At 65.4% G+C, this 17,188-nt stretch carries 13 protein-coding genes; 4 read left to right on the forward strand and 9 right to left on the reverse strand.

Annotated features, from left to right (window positions below):
• Positions 1 to 30 precede the first annotated feature (30 nt).
• On the reverse strand, positions 31 to 735 hold the full coding sequence (locus ACFO0G_RS06215; RefSeq protein WP_376976823.1) for an ABC transporter ATP-binding protein: 705 nt from the start codon (positions 733 to 735) through the stop codon (positions 31 to 33).
• A 2-nt stretch (positions 736 to 737) separates the two neighbouring features.
• A complete protein-coding gene (locus tag ACFO0G_RS06220) occupies positions 738 to 2,183 on the reverse strand; it encodes an ABC transporter permease (protein ID WP_376976824.1) in 1,446 nt (481 codons plus the stop codon).
• Positions 2,184 to 2,503: 320 nt separating this feature from the next.
• On the opposite strand from ACFO0G_RS06220, the gene ACFO0G_RS06225 reads away from it, so the two are divergent.
• Positions 2,504 to 3,919: a pectate lyase family protein gene (locus ACFO0G_RS06225; protein ID WP_376976825.1), complete on the forward strand. Its 1,416-nt coding sequence runs from the start codon at positions 2,504 to 2,506 to the stop codon at positions 3,917 to 3,919.
• A gap of 76 nt (positions 3,920 to 3,995) precedes the next feature.
• Here the strand turns inward: ACFO0G_RS06225 and ACFO0G_RS06230 are convergent, their stop codons facing one another.
• The 4 genes from ACFO0G_RS06230 to ACFO0G_RS06245 form a co-directional block, all read right to left on the reverse strand.
• Positions 3,996 to 5,096 (reverse strand): substrate-binding domain-containing protein, encoded by a 1,101-nt coding sequence (locus tag ACFO0G_RS06230; protein WP_376976826.1) that lies wholly within the window; start codon positions 5,094 to 5,096, stop codon positions 3,996 to 3,998.
• Positions 5,097 to 5,145: 49 nt separating this feature from the next.
• Positions 5,146 to 6,429, reverse strand: a complete 1,284-nt coding sequence (gene mmsB, locus ACFO0G_RS06235) for a multiple monosaccharide ABC transporter permease (RefSeq protein WP_142130731.1) — start codon at positions 6,427 to 6,429, stop codon at positions 5,146 to 5,148.
• A gap of 44 nt (positions 6,430 to 6,473) precedes the next feature.
• Complete coding sequence (gene mmsA, locus ACFO0G_RS06240) at positions 6,474 to 8,033, reverse strand: multiple monosaccharide ABC transporter ATP-binding protein (RefSeq protein ID WP_286402724.1); 1,560 nt, start codon at positions 8,031 to 8,033, stop codon at positions 6,474 to 6,476.
• Between the two features lie 131 nt (positions 8,034 to 8,164).
• Positions 8,165 to 9,355, reverse strand: coding sequence for an ROK family transcriptional regulator (locus tag ACFO0G_RS06245; protein WP_142130729.1), 1,191 nt, complete (start codon positions 9,353 to 9,355; stop codon positions 8,165 to 8,167).
• 239 nt (positions 9,356 to 9,594) lie between these two features.
• On the opposite strand from ACFO0G_RS06245, the gene ACFO0G_RS06250 reads away from it, so the two are divergent.
• Entirely contained in the window at positions 9,595 to 10,455 is an 861-nt protein-coding gene (locus ACFO0G_RS06250; protein WP_376976827.1) for a nitrilase-related carbon-nitrogen hydrolase, read from the forward strand.
• Between the two features lies 1 nt (position 10,456).
• Here ACFO0G_RS06250 and ACFO0G_RS06255 read toward each other — a convergent pair whose 3' ends face one another.
• Together ACFO0G_RS06255 and alr are read right to left on the reverse strand one after the other, a co-directional pair.
• On the reverse strand, positions 10,457 to 12,061 hold the full coding sequence (locus ACFO0G_RS06255) for a PucR family transcriptional regulator (protein ID WP_286402727.1): 1,605 nt from the start codon (positions 12,059 to 12,061) through the stop codon (positions 10,457 to 10,459).
• Positions 12,051 to 13,289 carry an alanine racemase gene (alr, locus tag ACFO0G_RS06260; protein WP_286402728.1) on the reverse strand — a complete coding sequence of 413 codons (1,239 nt, stop codon included), beginning with the start codon at positions 13,287 to 13,289 and terminating at the stop codon, positions 12,051 to 12,053. The genes ACFO0G_RS06255 and alr overlap by 11 nt, the downstream gene beginning before the upstream one ends.
• Positions 13,290 to 13,484: 195 nt before the next feature.
• Between alr and ACFO0G_RS06265 the strand changes: the two genes are divergently transcribed.
• The gene (locus ACFO0G_RS06265; RefSeq protein WP_286404313.1) at positions 13,485 to 14,915 is read left to right on the forward strand and encodes an amino acid permease; all 1,431 of its coding nucleotides are present in this window, start codon (positions 13,485 to 13,487) and stop codon (positions 14,913 to 14,915) included.
• A complete protein-coding gene (locus ACFO0G_RS06270; protein ID WP_376976828.1) occupies positions 14,912 to 16,648 on the forward strand; it encodes a flavin monoamine oxidase family protein in 1,737 nt (578 codons plus the stop codon). Before ACFO0G_RS06265 ends, ACFO0G_RS06270 begins: the two co-directional genes overlap by 4 nt.
• Here the strand turns inward: ACFO0G_RS06270 and ACFO0G_RS06275 are convergent.
• Complete coding sequence (locus ACFO0G_RS06275; RefSeq protein WP_376976829.1) at positions 16,645 to 17,172, reverse strand: gamma carbonic anhydrase family protein; 528 nt, start codon at positions 17,170 to 17,172, stop codon at positions 16,645 to 16,647. The genes ACFO0G_RS06270 and ACFO0G_RS06275 overlap by 4 nt on opposite strands.
• Between the last annotated feature and the right edge of the window lie 16 nt (positions 17,173 to 17,188).

Here is a 17,188-nt window from a genome sequence, read left to right on the forward strand (position 1 = left end):
CTGCCCCACATTTGGCCCCTTTTGCGCGCGTCAGGCGGTGGCAGCCACCGCCCGGTCCCGCACCGGTTCTTCCGTCAGCTTGCCCTGCTGCAGCCGGAAGCGGCGGTCGGTCTTGTTCGCAAGGACCCTGTCGTGGGTGACCACCAGGATGGTGGTGTTGTGGTCGCGGCTCAGTGAGCTGAGGAGTTCGATGATGTGGTCCCCGGTTTGCTCGTCAAGGTTGCCCGTGGGCTCGTCGGCGAGGATCAGCTTGGGCTCGTTGGCCAGTGCCCTGGCGATGGCGACGCGTTGCTGCTCGCCGCCCGAGAGCCTGTTGATGCGCCGTTCGTGCTTGGACGGATCCAGCTGGACCTGTTCCAGCAGTTCCTGGGCGCGCTGCAGCCTGGCACCTTTCCGGACCCCTGCAAACTCCATGGGGAGCATGACGTTGTCCACGGCGGACAGGTTGGGGATCAGGTTGAACTGCTGGAACACGAAGCCGATGTCCCGGCGGCGGTACTCGGTCAGCTTGCTGTCCGGCAGGCTGGCCAGGCTGACGCCGTTGACGACGACGTCTCCGCTGGTGGGCTTGTCCAGCGCACCCAGGAGGGACAACAGGGTGCTTTTGCCGCTGCCGCTCTTGCCTACGATCGAGGCGAGGGTGCCCTGCTCGAGGACGAAGCTGACATCGTTGACCGGTTTGATCGTGCGGTCGCCGGAGTTGAAGGTGCGGACCAGGTGCTTGACTTCAATCATGGCTATTCTCCTCGCAGGACTTCGATGGGACGGATGCGCGCTGTCAGCAGCGCGGGAACCAGGGCGCCGATGATCGCGACGCCAAACACGGCCGCGATACCGCCGGCGATGACACCGGGGGACGCACTTGCGGTCACGGAGTTCAGCAGCTGGGAAGCGCCGCCCAAGGGTCCACCCTGGCCACCGCGGAAGCCCCCTGCACCGGCTGCCCCGCCAGGGAAACCGCGGCCCGCGGTGGCAGAAGCCGTGGTGCTGTTGCTGCTGATCAGGGCGGAGGCAATGCCGCCGCTGGCAAAGGATGCGATGGCTGCGCCGACTGCACTGCCCAGGGCCGCCAGGACGAGTGCTTCGAGGACGAACTGCAGCCCGATGGTCCGGTTGGGCGCCCCGATGGCCTTCAGCACGCCGATTTCGCGGCGGCGCTCGCGGACCAGCATCACCATGATGAGCAGGATGATCAGGCCGGCCGTGCCCAGCGCGGCGATGAAGGCGATGAAGGAGATGTTCTTGACGCTGTCCAGGGAACTGACGGCGGTCTGCAGGTTCTGGCCCTGGCTGACATCGGCCTTGTCGGTGCCCAGGGCGGCCTGCAGCGCCGTCTTGGTGGAGGCGACGTTGTCCATGGAGTTGACGGTGACGATCATGCTGGACAGTTCACCGGGCGTTCCGGCGAGGGTCTGGGCGGTGGGAAGGGTGACGTACACGGCGTTATTGCCAAAGGCGGTGCCGGCGTCGAACAGACCGGAAACCGTGTAGGCCTGGTCGTTGATGGTGAAGGTGGACCCGATGGTGAGGTTGTTCTTCTCCGCGAGCGTGGTGCCCAGCAGCGCCCCGGTGGATGCTGCCGTGTAGTCACCAAGACCCGAGCCCTGGGTGATGTTCAGTGCCTTGCCCGTGGTGTCCACCTCGGCTCCGATGCCGGTGGCGGTGATCGGCAGTGCCCTGGGCTGCTGGGCGGTCCCGGTGGAACCCGTGGTCCCGTTGGCCTGCTGGTTGCGGTTGCCCAGAGTGCCGGCATCCACTGCGGCTGTAAGGCTGGTGGTCAGGGTGGCTGCGGCCTGGCCGCCGGGGGCAGCCTGTCCTCCGGAACGGGCCTGGCCGGTTTGTCCTGCCTGGCTGGACGCCTGCGCTGCCGCCGCTGCTGCATTCCGCAGGCGCAGTGAGGAGGTTCCGACGACGGCGCTGACGTTGGGAACGCCCGCGGCGGTGGTTGCCTGGCCGGTGGTGAGCGGCTCACCGCCGCCTTCGAAGCCTTGCCCGCCGGCGGGGTTGACGGTCAGGACGGTGCCGACGGAGGCATTGAGCTCCTGGACTTTGGCGCCGACCGCCTGGTTGGCCACCAGCATGGCCAGGGCCAGTCCGATGGCGACGGCCAGCACCGCAACAACGGCTGCGGTGCGGACCTTGTTTCTGAAGGCATTGCCTACGCTTCGGGCAAGGACGCTCACGTTACTCCTACGACTCAGGGGCCGGCGCGGAGGGCCGGCTTCGCATCAACCTTCGCCGGGCATCCTGTGCAGGTGTCCGGCCGAAGCTGTGTTTGGGCTGTGAAGGGCTCTTGACAGGTTTGTCATGGGAACGTAGAAATTAAGGGCCGCATCAGAAAGCGGTTTCTCAGAAGCGACACTTTCAACCCGACGCAGCACATACCAAGGCATGTGATCTGTTTGGCATGCCGGAAATCAGGCCAATGAAGTCCGAAGTGAAGTCTCCAATCTCAACGCCTTTAAACAGTCGACTCCGCAGGGCTGGCGTAGTCGCAGCCTCCGTGGCCACTGCTCTCGCCGCCGGGCTTGTCTTGGCGGCTCCTGCCCCGGCCAGCCCTGCCCCGACGGGAGGTGGAGTCATCAAAGCCGACGATCCGGCACCTACCGGCTGGGCCGCCGTCGGACGTGGGACAGACGGCGGCGCCGGCGCACCTGCCGGAAGCCGCTACGAAGTAGGCACGCTCAGTGAGCTGAAAGCGGCCTTGGCCAATAGCGGCCAGCCCACTGCATCCAAGGTCATCTACGTCAAGGGAACCATCGACGGAAACCAAGCACTGGACGGACGCATCCTTGGCGAGCAGGACTACGCAGCAGGCTACGACATTGCCAAGTACATCTCCTGTTTCGGTCCGGACGGCAAGGTGTGGAGCGACCAGACCTTTGACTACTGCAAGAAGCAGCGGCAGTTGCGGCAGACCGGAAGCAACAACATGAAGCGACAGATCGAGGTCAGCATCCCCAGCAACACCACCGTGATCGGGCTGGGAGCGGACTCAGGCTTCGTGGGCGCCAATATCGTGATCCTAAGCGCCACGAACGTCGTGCTCCGGAACCTGAGTGTTGAGGCTCCGGTCGACTACTTCACGACCTGGTCACCCGACGACGGAAACGGTGCTTGGAACGCGCGGTTCGATGCTGTTTCCTCTGTGACGTCCGACCATCTCTGGATCGACCACGTGCGTCTGACCGATGGCCGCTTTCCGGACAATGAGGCGCCGCTCGGCCCCAACGGCAAGCCTGCCAACCGCCACGACGGTCTGTTGGACCTCAAGGACGGCACGGATTTCGTGACGATTTCCAACAGCAGGCTTTCCAACCATGACAAGACCATGCTGCTTGGTTCCGGCGACGAACACGTGGACAAGGATGGCGGCAAGCTGCGGGTCAGCTACTTCGGCAACTACTTCGAAAACCTGCAGCAACGTGCGCCCCGCGTCCGGTTCGGCCAGGTGCACGTGGTCAACAACTACTTCACGGGGAGCACCGACGATCCCCACTACCCGCTCACCAGCGAAGCCCAGGGCGGGAGCAGCTACTTCCTGGGAGCCGGCTACGAGTCCCGGATCTTCTCCGAACGCAATGCCTTCGAATTGACCGGGCCCGGCGCCGACCCGTCGATCATGGTCAGCAGTTACAACGGCCATCGCTTCAGCGACGCGGGCTCCTGGTTCAACGGCAAGCGGGCGGATCTCGATGCGATCGCCCGGGCCTCCTTCGAGCAGCACCGGGAAACGGCGCTAGCCGAAGCCGAGGCCAGCGGCGTACCCGCTCCCGACTGGACGGGCTGGGAATTCACTACGGACGTGGGCTGGAACCCGGCGGATGTCTACGACTACAAAGCGTTCACCACCCCGCAGGCGGTCAAGAACCATGCCTTGCAGTTCACCGGGCCGGGAGTCATGACCGTTAAGCAGTAACAGGAGCGCGAACGCCCGTTTAAAGGGAACAGCCCGGTCCCCATGAGGGGACCGGGCTGTTCCTGTATGGAAGGTGTTACTTGGTGATCGGGCCGAGTACGGGATCGTCCGTGTAGGCCGTCTTGACGTTGGCGGCGGTCACGATGACCGGCTCCAGCAGGTAGGCGGGAACCACCTTGTTGCCGTTGTTGTAGGACTTGTCGTCGTTGACCTCAGGCTTCTTGCCGGCCTGCAGGTCCTTCACCATGGTGATGGCGTGCTCAACGAGCTTGCGGGTGTCCTTGTTGATGGTGGAGTACTGCTCGCCGGCGAGGATGGACTTGACCGACTCAACCTCGGAGTCCTGGCCGGTGACCACCGGGATCGGCTTGCCTGCGGCTTTGACCGAGGTCAGGATCGCGCGGGCCAGGGTGTCGTTGGGGGACAGGACGCCGTCAACGTTCGCGCTGGTGTAGCTGCCGCTGAGCAGGGTGTCCATGCGGCGCTGGGCGTTCTCTGCCTTCCAGCCCTGGGTCACGGCCTGCTCGAAGCTGGTCTGTCCGGAGACAACCTTGAGGGTGCCGTCGTCGATCTTGGGCTTCAGGACGCTCATGGCGCCGTTGAAGAACACCTTGGCGTTGGCATCGTCAGGGGAACCGGCGAACAGTTCGATGTTGTACGGGCCATTCGGCTTTTTGGCCTTCATTCCGTCCAGCAGCGCCTGGCCCTGGAGCACACCAACCTTGAAGTTGTCGTAGGCCACGTAGTAGTCCACATTGTCGGTGTTCAGCAGGAGGCGGTCGTAGGCGATAACGGTGGCGCCGGCGTCCTTGGCCTGCTTGAGCTGGGTGCCAAGCTGGGAGCCGTCGATGGCACCCACGATGATGACCTTGGCACCCTTGGTGACCATGGCGCTGATCTGGTTCTGCTGCTCCGAAACGCCGCCGTTGGCGAACTGGACGTCAGCCTTGAACCCGGCGCCATTGAGGCCGTCGTTGAAGAGCTTCTCGGCCAGGACCCAGTTTTCACTGGTCTTCTGCGGAAGGGCGACGCCGATGGAGGAGTTCTGGTCGAATCCGCCAGCGCCTCCGCTGGCTCCGCCCGACGAGCCGCTGTCATTGCGGCCACAGCCCGTCAGCGCCAGTGCTGCGATGGCAGCAACTGCTGCGGCCTTTCCTGCTTTACCAAACATTCGCATTGTTGGTTCTCTTTCTTTGTGTGATGGAACGGTATTCAGGCTGCAAACTTCAGGCTTCCCTGGCGATCGCTTCCTTGGTGGAGGTGGTTTCGTCGGGCTGGATGGGGTTGCTGGGCCCGGAAGTGGGGCGGTTCATGTTCCTGGTCAGCATGCCAATGATGGAGCGCTTGCCCTGGGACTTGTTGTAAACGTCGAAGGCGACGGCGATCAGGAGCACCAGGCCCTTGATGATCTGGGTGAGGTCGGCGCCGACGCCGAGGAGCTGCAGGCCGTTGTTGAGCACTGCCATGACCAGGCCACCGATGATGGAGCCGACCACGGTGCCAACACCGCCGGTGACTGCGGCGCCGCCGATGAAGACTGCCGCGATGGCGTCCAGTTCCCAGCCGACGCCGTCGAACGGGCCAGATGCGGTGGAGCGGCCCACGAAGATCATGCCGGCCAGGCCGGCCAGGATGGACATGTTCATCATGACCAGGAAGTTGACCTTCTTGGACTGGACACCGGAGAGTTCGGCCGCGTGGCGGTTGCCACCGACGGCGTAGACGTGCCGGCCCAGGATGGTGCGGGAGGAGATGAAGCCGTAGATGAGCACCAGGACGGCCAGGATGAGGCCGGGGATGGGGAAGGAGGTGCCGGGCCGGCCGGTGGCAAACAGGTACGTGGCGTAGAGGATGGCAGCGCAGACCAGGACCAGCTTCAGCACGGTCACCCACATCTCGGGAACTTCGGCGCCCAAAGCCTTGGCGCGGGCACGGGAGCGCAGTTCGCCCACCACGACGAAGGCTACGACGGCGATGCCCAGCAGCAGGGTCAGGTTGTTGTAGCCGGTGTTCGGTCCCACCTCGGGGAGGTAGCCGGAGCCGATGAACTGGAAGTCATTTGGTACGGGGATGGTGTTGGACTTGCCCACGAACTGGTTGAAGCCACGGAAGAGGAGCATGCCGGCCAGGGTGACGATGAAGGCGGGGATGCCGACATACGCCGTCCACCAGCCTTGCCAGGCACCGATGATGGCGCCGAGGACCAGGCCCAGCAGGATTCCGGCCCACCAGGGGATGCCCCAGTCGCGGATGGCCAGGGCTACGGTGACCCCGACGAATGCCGCAACCGAACCGACGGAGAGGTCGATGTGGCCTGCGATGATCACCAGGACCATGCCGATGGCCAGGATCAGGATGTAGGAGTTGCCGTTGAAGAGGTTGATGACGTTGCCGGGGGTCAGGGTCCGGCCTTCGGTGGCGAACTGGAAGAAGATGATCAGGGCCACGAGGGCGAAGATCATGCCGAATTGGCGGGTGTTTCCGCCAAACAGCTTTTTGAGGGCGTTCATGGTGTCAGTCCTTGTGTCCGGAAGGTTCTGGATGGGCCAGAGGGTCAGGCGGCTTTTCGAGTGGCGGAGGTCATCAGCTTCATCAGGCTTTCCTGGCTGGCCTCTTCTTTGGTCAGGACACCGGTGATGGCGCCTTCGAAGATGGTGTAGATGCGGTCGGACAGGCCCAGGAGTTCAGGCAGTTCGGAGGAGATCACGATGACTCCCTTGCCCTGGTTGGCCAGCTGCTGGATGATCCCGTAGATCTCGTACTTGGCTCCGACGTCAATGCCGCGGGTGGGTTCGTCGAGGATCAGCAGGTCCGGGTCGGTGAACATCCACTTGGCCAAAACCACCTTCTGCTGGTTGCCGCCGGACAGCTTGGCCACGCCTTCCTCGACGGACGGCGTCTTGGTGCGCAGCGACTTGCGGTACTGCTCGGCCACGGTGAATTCCTGGTTTGGGTCCACTACCGAGTTGTGGCTGATCTTCTTTAGGGCGGCTGACACGGTGGTGGTCTTGATGTCATCGAGGAGGTTCAGGCCCAGCGACTTGCGGTCCTCTGTGACGTATCCCAGCCCGGCGTCGATGGCCTGGCGGACGTTCTTGAGGACGATCTCCTTGCCGTCCTTATAAATGTGGCCGTCGATGAAGCGTCCGTAGGAGCGGCCGAAGACGGAGCGGGCCAGCTCGGTGCGGCCGGCACCCATGAGGCCTGCGAAGCCCACGATCTCCCCGCGGCGGACGTAGAAGCTGGAGTTTTTGCAGACCAGCCGGTCCTGGACGGCGGGGTGGCCAACTGTCCAGTTCTTGACCTCGAAGAAGACTTCCCCGATCTTGGGAGTGTGGTCCGGGAAGCGGGATTCCAGCGTGCGGCCCACCATGCCCTTGATGATGCGGTCCTCGTCTACGCCGTCCTTCTTCACATCCAGCGTTTCGATCGACTTGCCGTCACGGATGATGGTGATGGAATCGGCGATCTGCTCAATTTCGTTGAGCTTGTGCGAAATGATGATCGAGGTGATGCCTTTGGCCTTGAGCCCGAGGATGAGGTCCAGCAGGTGCTGGGAATCGGATTCGTTCAGCGCGGCCGTGGGCTCGTCGAGGATGAGGATCTTCACGGACTTGTTCAACGCCTTGGCAATTTCCACCAGTTGCTGCTTGCCGACGCCGATTTCCTTGATGGGGGTGTCAGGGTCTTCCCGCAGGCCGACGCGGGCCAGGAGGTCCAGGGACCGCAGGCGGGCCTCGGCCCAGTTGATGACGCCCCGCTTGGTGGGTTCGTTGCCCAGGAAGATGTTTTCCATGATGGACAACTCGGGGATGAGCGCCAGTTCCTGGTGGATGATCACGATGCCGGCGTGCTCGCTGGCACGGATGTCCCGGAACTGCTGGACCTGCCCCTGGTAGACGATGTCGCCGTCGTAGCTCCCGTAGGGGTACACACCGGAAAGGACCTTCATGAGGGTGGACTTGCCGGCCCCGTTTTCGCCGCAGATGGCGTGGACCTCGCCAGCCTTCACGCTGAGGTTCACGTTCGACAAGGCTTTAACGCCGGGGAATTCCTTGGTGATGGACCGCATCTCAAGGATGATCGGGTCCGCGTGCGTGGTCTGGGACGTCATGAGCCCTAACCCTCCAATGCAATGACTTCTTTGTCCGGCCGGCAAAGCGCAGGGCCGTCTGAACCAAAAGTAAACTGGATCACAGCTATTGTCGTCAAGTCTTTAACGCAATTGCCAGATAACGAAACGGTCTAGGACTTCCGGATCCCGGCATGCTGGAAGACTAAAGCTGCCGCACCGAGTGCCTCCGCGCGGTCGCCGAGCGAGGACATGGTGAGGGTGGTGGTTTCGCCGATCACGGGCACCGCATGCCGGATCAGGCCCCTCCGAATAGGGTCCAGCAGGAGGTCTCCGAGGCCGGCCAGCGGGCCGCCCACCACGATGACTTCGGGGTTGATCAGGTTGGCCACATTGCCCAGCGCGCGGCCCACCGCAAGCCCTGCATCGTCCACCACGCGGAGGGTGGCGGAGTCCCGGTTCAGGGCCTTGCGGACAATGTCCGCGGGCGTCAGCGGAGGGTCATCACCGCGGCTGAGGAGTTCGATCATGGTGGTGGTGGAAGCGATGGTTTCCAGGCAGCCGCGGTTGCCGCAGCGGCACACCAGGCCCTGCTCATGGATGGTGGCATGTCCGATTTCGCCAGTGATTCCCACGTTGCCGTAATAGGGTGCGCCGTTGAGGATCAGGCCGGCGCCGATGCCCGATCCGATCTTCAGGAACAGCAGGTTGCTGACCCCGGAGTGCTGCCCCCAGGTCACCTCCGACCACGCACCCAAATTGGCATCGTTGTCAACAAACACAGGGATTCTCAAGGTTTCCTCAAGATGTTGCAGGATATTGATGCCCACCCATTCCGGAAGGATGGCCCCCTGCGCCACGGTCCCGGTCCGCCGGTCTATAGGGCCGGGAATTCCGACGCCGGCGCCCACCACGGAGGACCGGTCCACGCCGCTTTCGCGCAGGAGTTTCTCCAGCAGGGCCACCGCCGCTTGGATGCCGTCATCCGCCTGGTGGCCCAGCGGGAGCATCACCGATTCCTCGGCGATGACGTGGTAGCTGAGGGAGGCCAGTACCACCCTTAGGTGGCGGCGGCCGAAGTCGATGCCGACGGCGACGGCGCCGTTGCTGTTGAGCCGCACGTTCAGTGCCCGCCGGCCCGAACTGGTGATGGGTTCGGTGGACGCCAGGCCGGAGTCGAGCATGATTTTGACAATGTTCGAGACGGTGGCGGTGGACAGCCCCGTTTGCCGGGCGAGCTCCGCCTGCGTGGAGGGGCCGCCCATCAAAGTCTCGATGATCCGCTGCTGGTTCAGCTGCCGCAGCGCGGACTGGGACCCGGGATTCTTGGGCTTGCTCTTCGTTGAGCGCGGGGGTGCGGACATGCTAAGAACATTGCCCTATTGCTGCTCTTGTAGTCAAGAAGTTAACGCATAGCCGGCCGGAGGCGTGTAGACAACGGCCTGGACAACCCTGGTAGCGCTGCCCCGTGCATTCTGTCCCGGACACCATCCGGACGGGTCCAAACGACCCGGATCACTCCGTACAGGGCTGTCTAGGCTGGAAGGCGAGAACACTCAAGCACAGCCATCCCGCGTGGAGTGGCATACAGAAGGTGGTAACGATGCTGCTGTCCGTCCTGCAGGCCAATGCCGCGGTCCTGGATGTCGAGGCCAATCTTCGGACCCTGGATGATGCCGCCGGTCAAGCCGCCAAAGCGGGAGCGGACCTGCTGCTGACGCCGGAGTTGTTTCCGGTGGGCTATGCCCCGCTCAGGCTGCGGTCCGAACTGGACCCCGCAAACCTTCCGGCCATCCGTGCGCAGCTGGCCGACATCGCCCGCCGCAACGGAATAGCGCTCGTCTACAGCCTGCCCTCTGTGGCTGGCAGCGAAAGTGGTGCATCCGCCCCAGGCCGCGACTGGCACATTTCGGCTACGCTCATCGACGCCACCGGCGCCGAGCTCCTGAATTACGCCAAGGTGCACCTCTTTGGCGGCGAGGAGCGCCAGGCATTCGTGGCAGCTGCTGAACCTCCCGCCGTCGTCACCTTCAAGGGCGTGCGCACCGCCCTGCTGATCTGCTACGACATTGAATTCCCCGAGGCCGCGCGTGCAGCAGCCGCCCGGGGCGCCGAACTGCTCCTGGTGCCCACCGCCTTGTCCGCCGGCTTCGACGCCGTGCCGCAGGTGCTGATCCGTGCCCGGGCGCTGGAAAGCCAGCTGAACGTGGCCTACGCCAACCACTGCGGAATCGAGGACGCGTACACGTTCGGGGGCGGAAGTGTGGTGGCGGGCCCTGACGGCGCGCTCCTCGCCGCGGGAAGCGACGGCCCCGAGCTGCTGTTTGCCCAGGTTCGCATGGAGGCCGTGCGCGCAGCGCGGGAAGAGGTGCCGTACCTGAGGGAGCGCCGGGCTGAGCTGTACCGGGAGTGGGAGGGGCGCCTCGGCAAGGACGCCGCCGCAGGGAAAACCAGCGGAGCCTAGGCTAGGCAGGGTCAGTCAAGGCGTCCGCGTACTGCAGGGCAATCCACAGCTCCGCCCGCACCTGCGCCTGGTTCAGGTCCAGCTGCAGCAGTTCGCCGAGGACGCCGATCTGGCGCCGTACGCTGTTGCGGTGCAGCCCCAAGAGTTTGGCTGAACCGTCCCAGCTGCCGTTTTCGCTGAGCCACCCACGCAGGACGCCCAGCAGCGGGTCACGCCGGTCCGGTTCCAGCGCCAGGACCGGCCGCAGCAGCCTTTCGGCCAACAGGGTGCCCGCCTCGCGGCCCAGCAGCCCCGTGACGGACCAGGACACTTCGTCGGCGCGGACGCTGGTTCCGCTTCTCTGGACCTGGCTGCGCAGCGAGGTGGCACGCTGGTAGGCGGCCGGAAGGGCGGTGAGCTCGGTGGGTTCGCCGATCACCAGGCGCCACCCGAGCTTCTCCACGTCGGCAAGCAGCGCATCGTCCACCTTGAGCCGGGTGACGGCCGCGAATCCGTAGTCCGTGATCTCCACCAGCTTGGTATCGAACATGCGCCGCCACTGCAGGAGTTCCCGCACGGGACTGTCGCCAGCCGGCCAGTCGGGCGCCTCCACCTTGATGCCCTGCACCACGCGCACGGGTGCGGAGCGCGTGGAGGACAGGCTTTGGGCCAGTAGGTCCTTGAGCCCGTTCAGGTGTTTGGTGCCGCCCGTGGCGAGGCTTTCGGGGTGCAGCAGGACGGCGGTGGCCAGTTGGCTGGGGGCCAGCGACCCACTGGTGCGCTGCCTGACCAGAAGCTCGAGCAGTCCGACGGCGGACTGGACCACGTTGTTCTGCGCGGGCGTCAGTGGAACGTCGGAACCGAGGAGGAGGGCGCCCAGGTTGGCGTCCCTGGTGCTGCGCAGCGGGTGCCCCACCACCAGCGCCGAGCCCGGCTGGTCGAAGCCGTCCATTTCCACCCGCGGGCCACGGCCGGAGAACAGCCGTTCCAGCATCGGTTCCAACAGGGAAAGTTCGACGGCGGTGCTGCCGCCGGCGCTGGTGCCGCGGGCCCGTACCCTGCCGTCCGCTCCCACCATCAGGGCCCAGACGGGTACCCGCTGGACCAATGCGGCCAGCAGTTCGTGTTCGGGCCTGGGGGAGAGGACGGCGCGCATGAGCTGCCGGTTGGTCTCTGCCAGCTGCCGGAAAACCCTGGCGTTGTCAGTCTCCAGGAGCTGCGAGAACTCGAGGCCGATCGCGGCGAACGGCAGCGACTCCGGCACCTCGAACAAGGTGAGGTTGTGCCTGCGGCAGCCGTCCACCAGAACGTCCGGGACGGCGTCGAAGTAGGGCCTGATCCCGAAGCCGAGGGCGGCCACCTTTGCCTCCACCAGCCTCCGGACGTAGGCATCCACCTTGGCAGGCGTGCCGCCGTCACCAAGGAAGGGCAGGCCGGCCGTGAGCAGGAACTCGCCCTCGGGAAGGTAGGGCGTGGGGTCCTCCAGCTCGCTGGGTTCCACCCACCGCAGCAGCTGGCCGCCGCTGTCGCCGTCGTGAAGCATCTTCAGCAACGGCGGCAGCCGGTCAAGGAACTGTTGGAGGGTGACGAAGCTGAGCCTTCCGGCTGCGGCGGCCTCAGCCGGCATGGCCGGCACCGGCGGGAGCCGGCTCCTGGTAGTCGGGGCACTGGTGCGCGGCAACCATGCCCGAATAGGACCGCGGCAGGCGCGGCGCGATCCGGTTGATGATCTCGTCCCCGTGGCTGCCTATGGCGGCACCCCAGTCATCGGCGCTGGCGGCACCGGACGCGGGGTCGCCAAACAGCACAGCAGTATCACCCACCTCAAAGCCGGTGGGATCCGGCCCCAGGTCGACCATGAACTGGTCCATGCACACCTTGCCGATCACGGGCACGCGGCGGCCCCCGACGCTCACCACTGGACGGCCGCTGATGCCTTTGGGAATGCCATCCGCATAGCCGAGCGGGATCAGCCCAAGGTGGCGCGGCTCGTAGGTGATGGCCTGGTGTTCATAACTGATCCCGGTGCCGGCGGGGACCTTCTTGATCATCACCAGGGGAGCCGTCACGCTGAGCGCGGGACGCAGCCCGAAGTCGGCCGGAACCAGGTAGTCGGCAGGGGCCAGGCCGTAAATGGCAAGCCCGGCACGCACCATGTCGAAATGGAATCCGGGGCGGTCAAGAATGTTGGCGGAACTGGACACGTGCCTGAGCTCAGGCTGGAGCCCGGCGTCTTTCGCCAGCTGAACCGCGTGTTCAAATTCCGCTACTGCTGAAGCATTTCCGGGATGGGCCGGCACGTCCGCCCACGCCAGATGGGTCCAGATACCCCGCACCCGCAGGGTGCCGTCGAGTTCGGCCTGCCGGGCCCGGGCAACCAGCCCGGCCCAGTCCTCCATGCGTGCGCCGCCGCGGCTGAGGCCGCTGTCCAGTTCAAGATGCACGACGCCGGGACGCCCCAGCCGCTGTGCGGCACCGGCCAGTACCTCCAGTTGGGAGAGGCTGCCAAGGGACAGATCGACGTCGTTTTCCAGGGCCTCAACGATGGTCTCACTCGTCTGGGATGCCAGATAGAGCCACGAGAGGATGGGGGCGGTGATGCCCGCCTTGCGGAGCGTGACGGCCTCGGCGAGCTGTGCCGTGCCCAGCCAGTCTGCGCCGGCCGCTACGGCGGTCCTGGCCACTTCAACCAGGCCGTGGCCGTAGGCGTTCCCCTTCACCACAGCCATGAAAAAGGGCGCCCTGCTACTTTTTTTCAGGGCCCGGATGTTGTCTGAAATGGCGGACAGGTCCACGGTGACCTGTCCGGACAGCACCGCCGAAGCGGACTGCTGGGTGTGTGCAATAAGTCTCATGGTGGATCACTATAAGTCATTTTGCACTGCCTTGAGAGTTGGCTCACATGCCAGTCTTGGGGAGGGGAAACCGAAAACTACTCTGAAGGGACGTCAACGGTGACTGTGCCTGTGACCACCGAAAAAACCTTTGCGCCAAGCGGCGGACGGCCGGGCCTCCGGGCCCAGCTGCTGCGCCGCAAACCGATCGGCCAGATGATCAGCGAAGCCGGAAGCGGCGGGGGCGGCACCGGGCTGGTGCGCAGCTTCGGCGTCCTCCAGTTGACCATGATCAGCGTCGGTGCCACCTTGGGGACGGGCATCCTGGTGATCCTTGGGGAGTCCGTGCCGCTGGCCGGCCCGGCCATCTGGATCTCGTTCGTCATCGCAGGCTTGGCCGCCCTGCTCTCCGCCGTCTCCTACGCCGAAATGGCCGGGTTGGTTCCGGTGGCCGGATCGAGCTACTCCTACTCCTACGCCACCATGGGCGAGGGCATGGCCTGGATCTGCGGCTGGTGCCTGGTCCTTGAATACGCGGTCTCCGTGGCGGCAGTGGCCGTGGGCGCCGGGCAGTATGTCAACGAGGCACTGGCCGCGTTCGGCCAGGTCCTGCCCGATGCCATGTCCCAGCCCCCGGGAGACGGCGGCGTGGTGAACATTCCCGCGGTGGCCATCGTGGTGCTGGCCATGGTCCTGCTGGTCCGCGGTGCACGCGAAAGCGCCTGGATCAACACCGCCATCGTCATCATCAAGGTGGGCATCCTGCTGTTCTTCTGCGCCGTTGCCTTTACCGCCTTCAACGCGGGAAACTTCGAGCCGCTGATGCCCATGGGCGCCGCCGGCGTCTCAGCCGCGGCCTCACGGGTCTTCTTTTCCTACATCGGTTTTGACGCAGCCTCCACCGCCGGCGAAGAAGCCAGGAACCCCAAACGCGACCTTCCCCGCGCCATCCTGCTGTCCATGGTGATCGTCACCAGCATCTATGTCCTGGTGGCCGTCGCCGCCATCGGCGCCCGGCCCTGGGGCTGGTTCGACGGCACCGAGGCCGCCCTGGTCCAGATCCTGGAGGAGACCACCAACCAGCCCTGGATCGCCCTGCTCTTTTCCGTGGGCGCCGTCTTGGCCATCGCCAGCATCGTGCTCACCGTCCTGTACGGGCAGACCCGCATCCTGCTGTCCATGTCGCGGGACGGGCTGGTGCCCAGGGTCTTCGGACGCATCTCTCCCCGCACCGGGACCCCGGCCGCCGGCACCCTCATCGTGGGCACCGCCGTCGCCCTCACCGCAGGGCTGGTGCCGCTCGGTGCCCTGGCCGACGCCACCAGCATCGGCACCCTGTTCGCGTTCGCGCTGGTGAACGTGGCCGTCATCTACCTGCGCCGCCACCGCCCCGACCTGAAGCGAAGCTTCCGCGTGCCGCTGTACCCCCTGACCCCCGTGCTGGGCACGCTGATGTGCGCCTACCTCATGGCCAACCTCGGCGCCGATACCTGGCTGGTCTTCGGTGCCTGGATGCTCGTGGGCATCGCCATCTACTTCGGCTATGGACGCCGGAACTCGAAGGTAGCGGCTCTCAGCGAGCTCGACTACCGTGAACTGACCGCCAAGGCCCCGCGCCAGGAACCTGTGAAAGCAGCACACTCATGACCATCGCCACCGAACTGCCCGCCTTCGACCCCTCCAGCACGTCCACGCCGCCGGCGGAAGCGGCCGGCCGCGGAGCTGCGGGGCAGGCAGCTCCCATCACCATGCTCAACCCCGACTTCCCATTCAGCTACGACCACTACCTGGCCCACCCGGACGGCCTGGGCTCGGTCCCGCCGGAACTGTACGGCACCGAAGTAGCCGTCATCGGCGCCGGGCTCTCCGGCCTGGTGACCGCGTATGAGCTGATGAAGCTGGGCCTGCGGCCCGTTGTATATGAAGCAGACCAAATCGGCGGCCGGCTCCGGACAGCTGCGTTCCCCGCAGCCCCCGGCGTGGTGGCGGACCTGGGTGGCATGCGGTTCCCGGTTTCGGGCAAGGCCTTCTACCACTATGTTGAACTGCTGGGCCTTGAGACCCAGGACTTCCCCAACCCCCTTGCCGAGGCCACTTCCAGTACCGTGATCGAGCTGGCCGGCAAAAAGTACTACGCGGAAAAGTCAGGCGACCTGCCGCCGTTCTTCCGCGAGGTGGCCGACGCCTGGAAGGCTGCGGTCAACGACGGCGCCAAGTTCGTGGAGATGCAGGAGGCCATCAAGGCGCGGGACATGGAGCGGATCAAGGAACTGTGGAACGAACTGCTCCCGCTGATGGACGAGCAGACCTTCTACGGCTTCATCGCTGCCAGCGAGTCCTTTAAAAAGGCAGGATTCGCCCATCGGGAAGCCTTCGGCCAGGTGGGCTTCGGCACCGGCGGCTGGGACACGGACTTTCCCAACTCCATCCTGGAAATCCTTCGCGTGGTCTACACCGACGCGGACGACCAGCACCGGCTCATCCGCGGGGGAGCGCAGCGGCTGCCCGAGGCGCTGTGGCAGCACGCGCCGTCGGACCTGGTGCACTGGCCCGCCGGCACCTCCCTTGCCTCGCTGCACTCCGGCTCGCCCCGCGGCGCCGTCGGGAAAATCAGCCGGGACGCGGACGGCAACCTGCGGGTCCGGGAACGCTGGGGCCGCGAGGCCAGCTACCCGGCGGTGGTGACCACCTGCCAGTCATGGCTGCTGTCCACCCGGATCCATACCGAAGAGGCACTGTTCCCGGCGGAGCTGTGGACCGCCATGGAGAAATCGCACTACATGCAGTCCTCCAAGACGTTCGTCATGGTGGACCGGCCGTTCTGGAAGGACATCGATCCTGAAACCGGCAACGAGGTCCTGTCCATGACCCTCACCGACCGGCTGAACCGCGCCACCTACCTGCTGGACAACGGCCCGGACCAGCCGGCCGTCATCCTGCTGTCCTACACCTGGAACGACGACGCCCTGAAGTGGCTGGCCCTGGACGCGGACGAACGAGTGGAGCTGATGCTGCACTCGCTCGAGCAGATCTATCCGGGGGTGGACATCGCCGGCCACATCGTCGGCCAGCCCATCACCGTCTCCTGGGAGGCGGACCCCAACTTCATGGGCGCCTTCAAGGCCAACCTGCCCGGGCACTACCGCTACCAGCAGCGGCTGTTCACGCACTTCAAGCAGGACAAGCTGCCCGAATCCCAGCGCGGCATCTTCCTGGCCGGCGACGACGTCTCCTTCACCGCCGGCTGGGCCGAGGGCGCCGTCACCACCGGACTGAACGCAGTCTGGGGCGTCGTGAAGCACCTGGGCGGGTCATCCGCACCCGGCAACCCCGGGCCGGGCGATCTGCTGGACGAGTTCGGGCCGGTCAGCCTGGACTAGCCTTCAGAAGCATGGAGCTCGCGGTGTTTCGCCGCGAGCTCCACGTAGCGCGTCGCATTGGCGCGGACGCCGTCGAACTCCTCATCCGTGAGTTCGCGGCGCACCTTGGCGGGCACTCCCGCCACCAGGGAGCGCGGCGGAACAACCGTTCCTTCCAGCACGACGGCGCCGGCGGCCACCAGCGAGCCGGCGCCGATCACTGCACCGTTGAGGACGGTGGCGCCCATGCCGATCAGGCAGTCGTCCTCCACCGTGCATCCGTGCACGACGGCGGCGTGCCCCACGCTGACGCGTTGGCCCACGGTGCAGGGGAAGCCCGGGTCGGCGTGCAGCACCACGTTGTCCTGCAGGTTGCTGCCGGCGCCCACCACGATGGGCGCGGTGTCGGCCCGGACGGAGACGCCGTAGAAGGCGCTTGAGTCCGGGCCCAGGGTGGCATTGCCGATGATGGAGGCAGATGGGGCCACGAACGCTGATTCATGGACAGCCGGGGAATTGCCGGCGAAAGGGTAGAGAGGAGCCATGGCTTCACCCTAAGCC

Source organism: Arthrobacter sedimenti, from assembly GCF_042652025.1.
GTDB lineage: Bacteria > Actinomycetota > Actinomycetes > Actinomycetales > Micrococcaceae > Arthrobacter > Arthrobacter sedimenti.

Bases quoted from the DNA above. Each gene is read 5' to 3' on its own strand.
- ACFO0G_RS06215 (WP_376976823.1), bottom strand. From the start codon at position 735: ATGATTGAAGTCAAGCACCTGGTCCGCACCTTCAACTCCGGCGACCGC.
- ACFO0G_RS06230 (WP_376976826.1), bottom strand. From the start codon at position 5,096: ATGCGAATGTTTGGTAAAGCAGGAAAGGCCGCAGCAGTTGCTGCCATC.
- mmsB (WP_142130731.1), bottom strand. From the start codon at position 6,429: ATGAACGCCCTCAAAAAGCTGTTTGGCGGAAACACCCGCCAATTCGGC.
- mmsA (WP_286402724.1), bottom strand. From the start codon at position 8,033: ATGACGTCCCAGACCACGCACGCGGACCCGATCATCCTTGAGATGCGG.
- ACFO0G_RS06245 (WP_142130729.1), bottom strand. From the start codon at position 9,355: ATGTCCGCACCCCCGCGCTCAACGAAGAGCAAGCCCAAGAATCCCGGG.
- ACFO0G_RS06250 (WP_376976827.1), top strand. From the start codon at position 9,595: ATGCTGCTGTCCGTCCTGCAGGCCAATGCCGCGGTCCTGGATGTCGAG.
- ACFO0G_RS06255 (WP_286402727.1), bottom strand. From the start codon at position 12,061: ATGCCGGCTGAGGCCGCCGCAGCCGGAAGGCTCAGCTTCGTCACCCTC.
- alr (WP_286402728.1), bottom strand. From the start codon at position 13,289: ATGAGACTTATTGCACACACCCAGCAGTCCGCTTCGGCGGTGCTGTCC.
- ACFO0G_RS06265 (WP_286404313.1), top strand. From the start codon at position 13,485: ATGATCAGCGAAGCCGGAAGCGGCGGGGGCGGCACCGGGCTGGTGCGC.
- ACFO0G_RS06270 (WP_376976828.1), top strand. From the start codon at position 14,912: ATGACCATCGCCACCGAACTGCCCGCCTTCGACCCCTCCAGCACGTCC.
- ACFO0G_RS06275 (WP_376976829.1), bottom strand. From the start codon at position 17,172: ATGGCTCCTCTCTACCCTTTCGCCGGCAATTCCCCGGCTGTCCATGAA.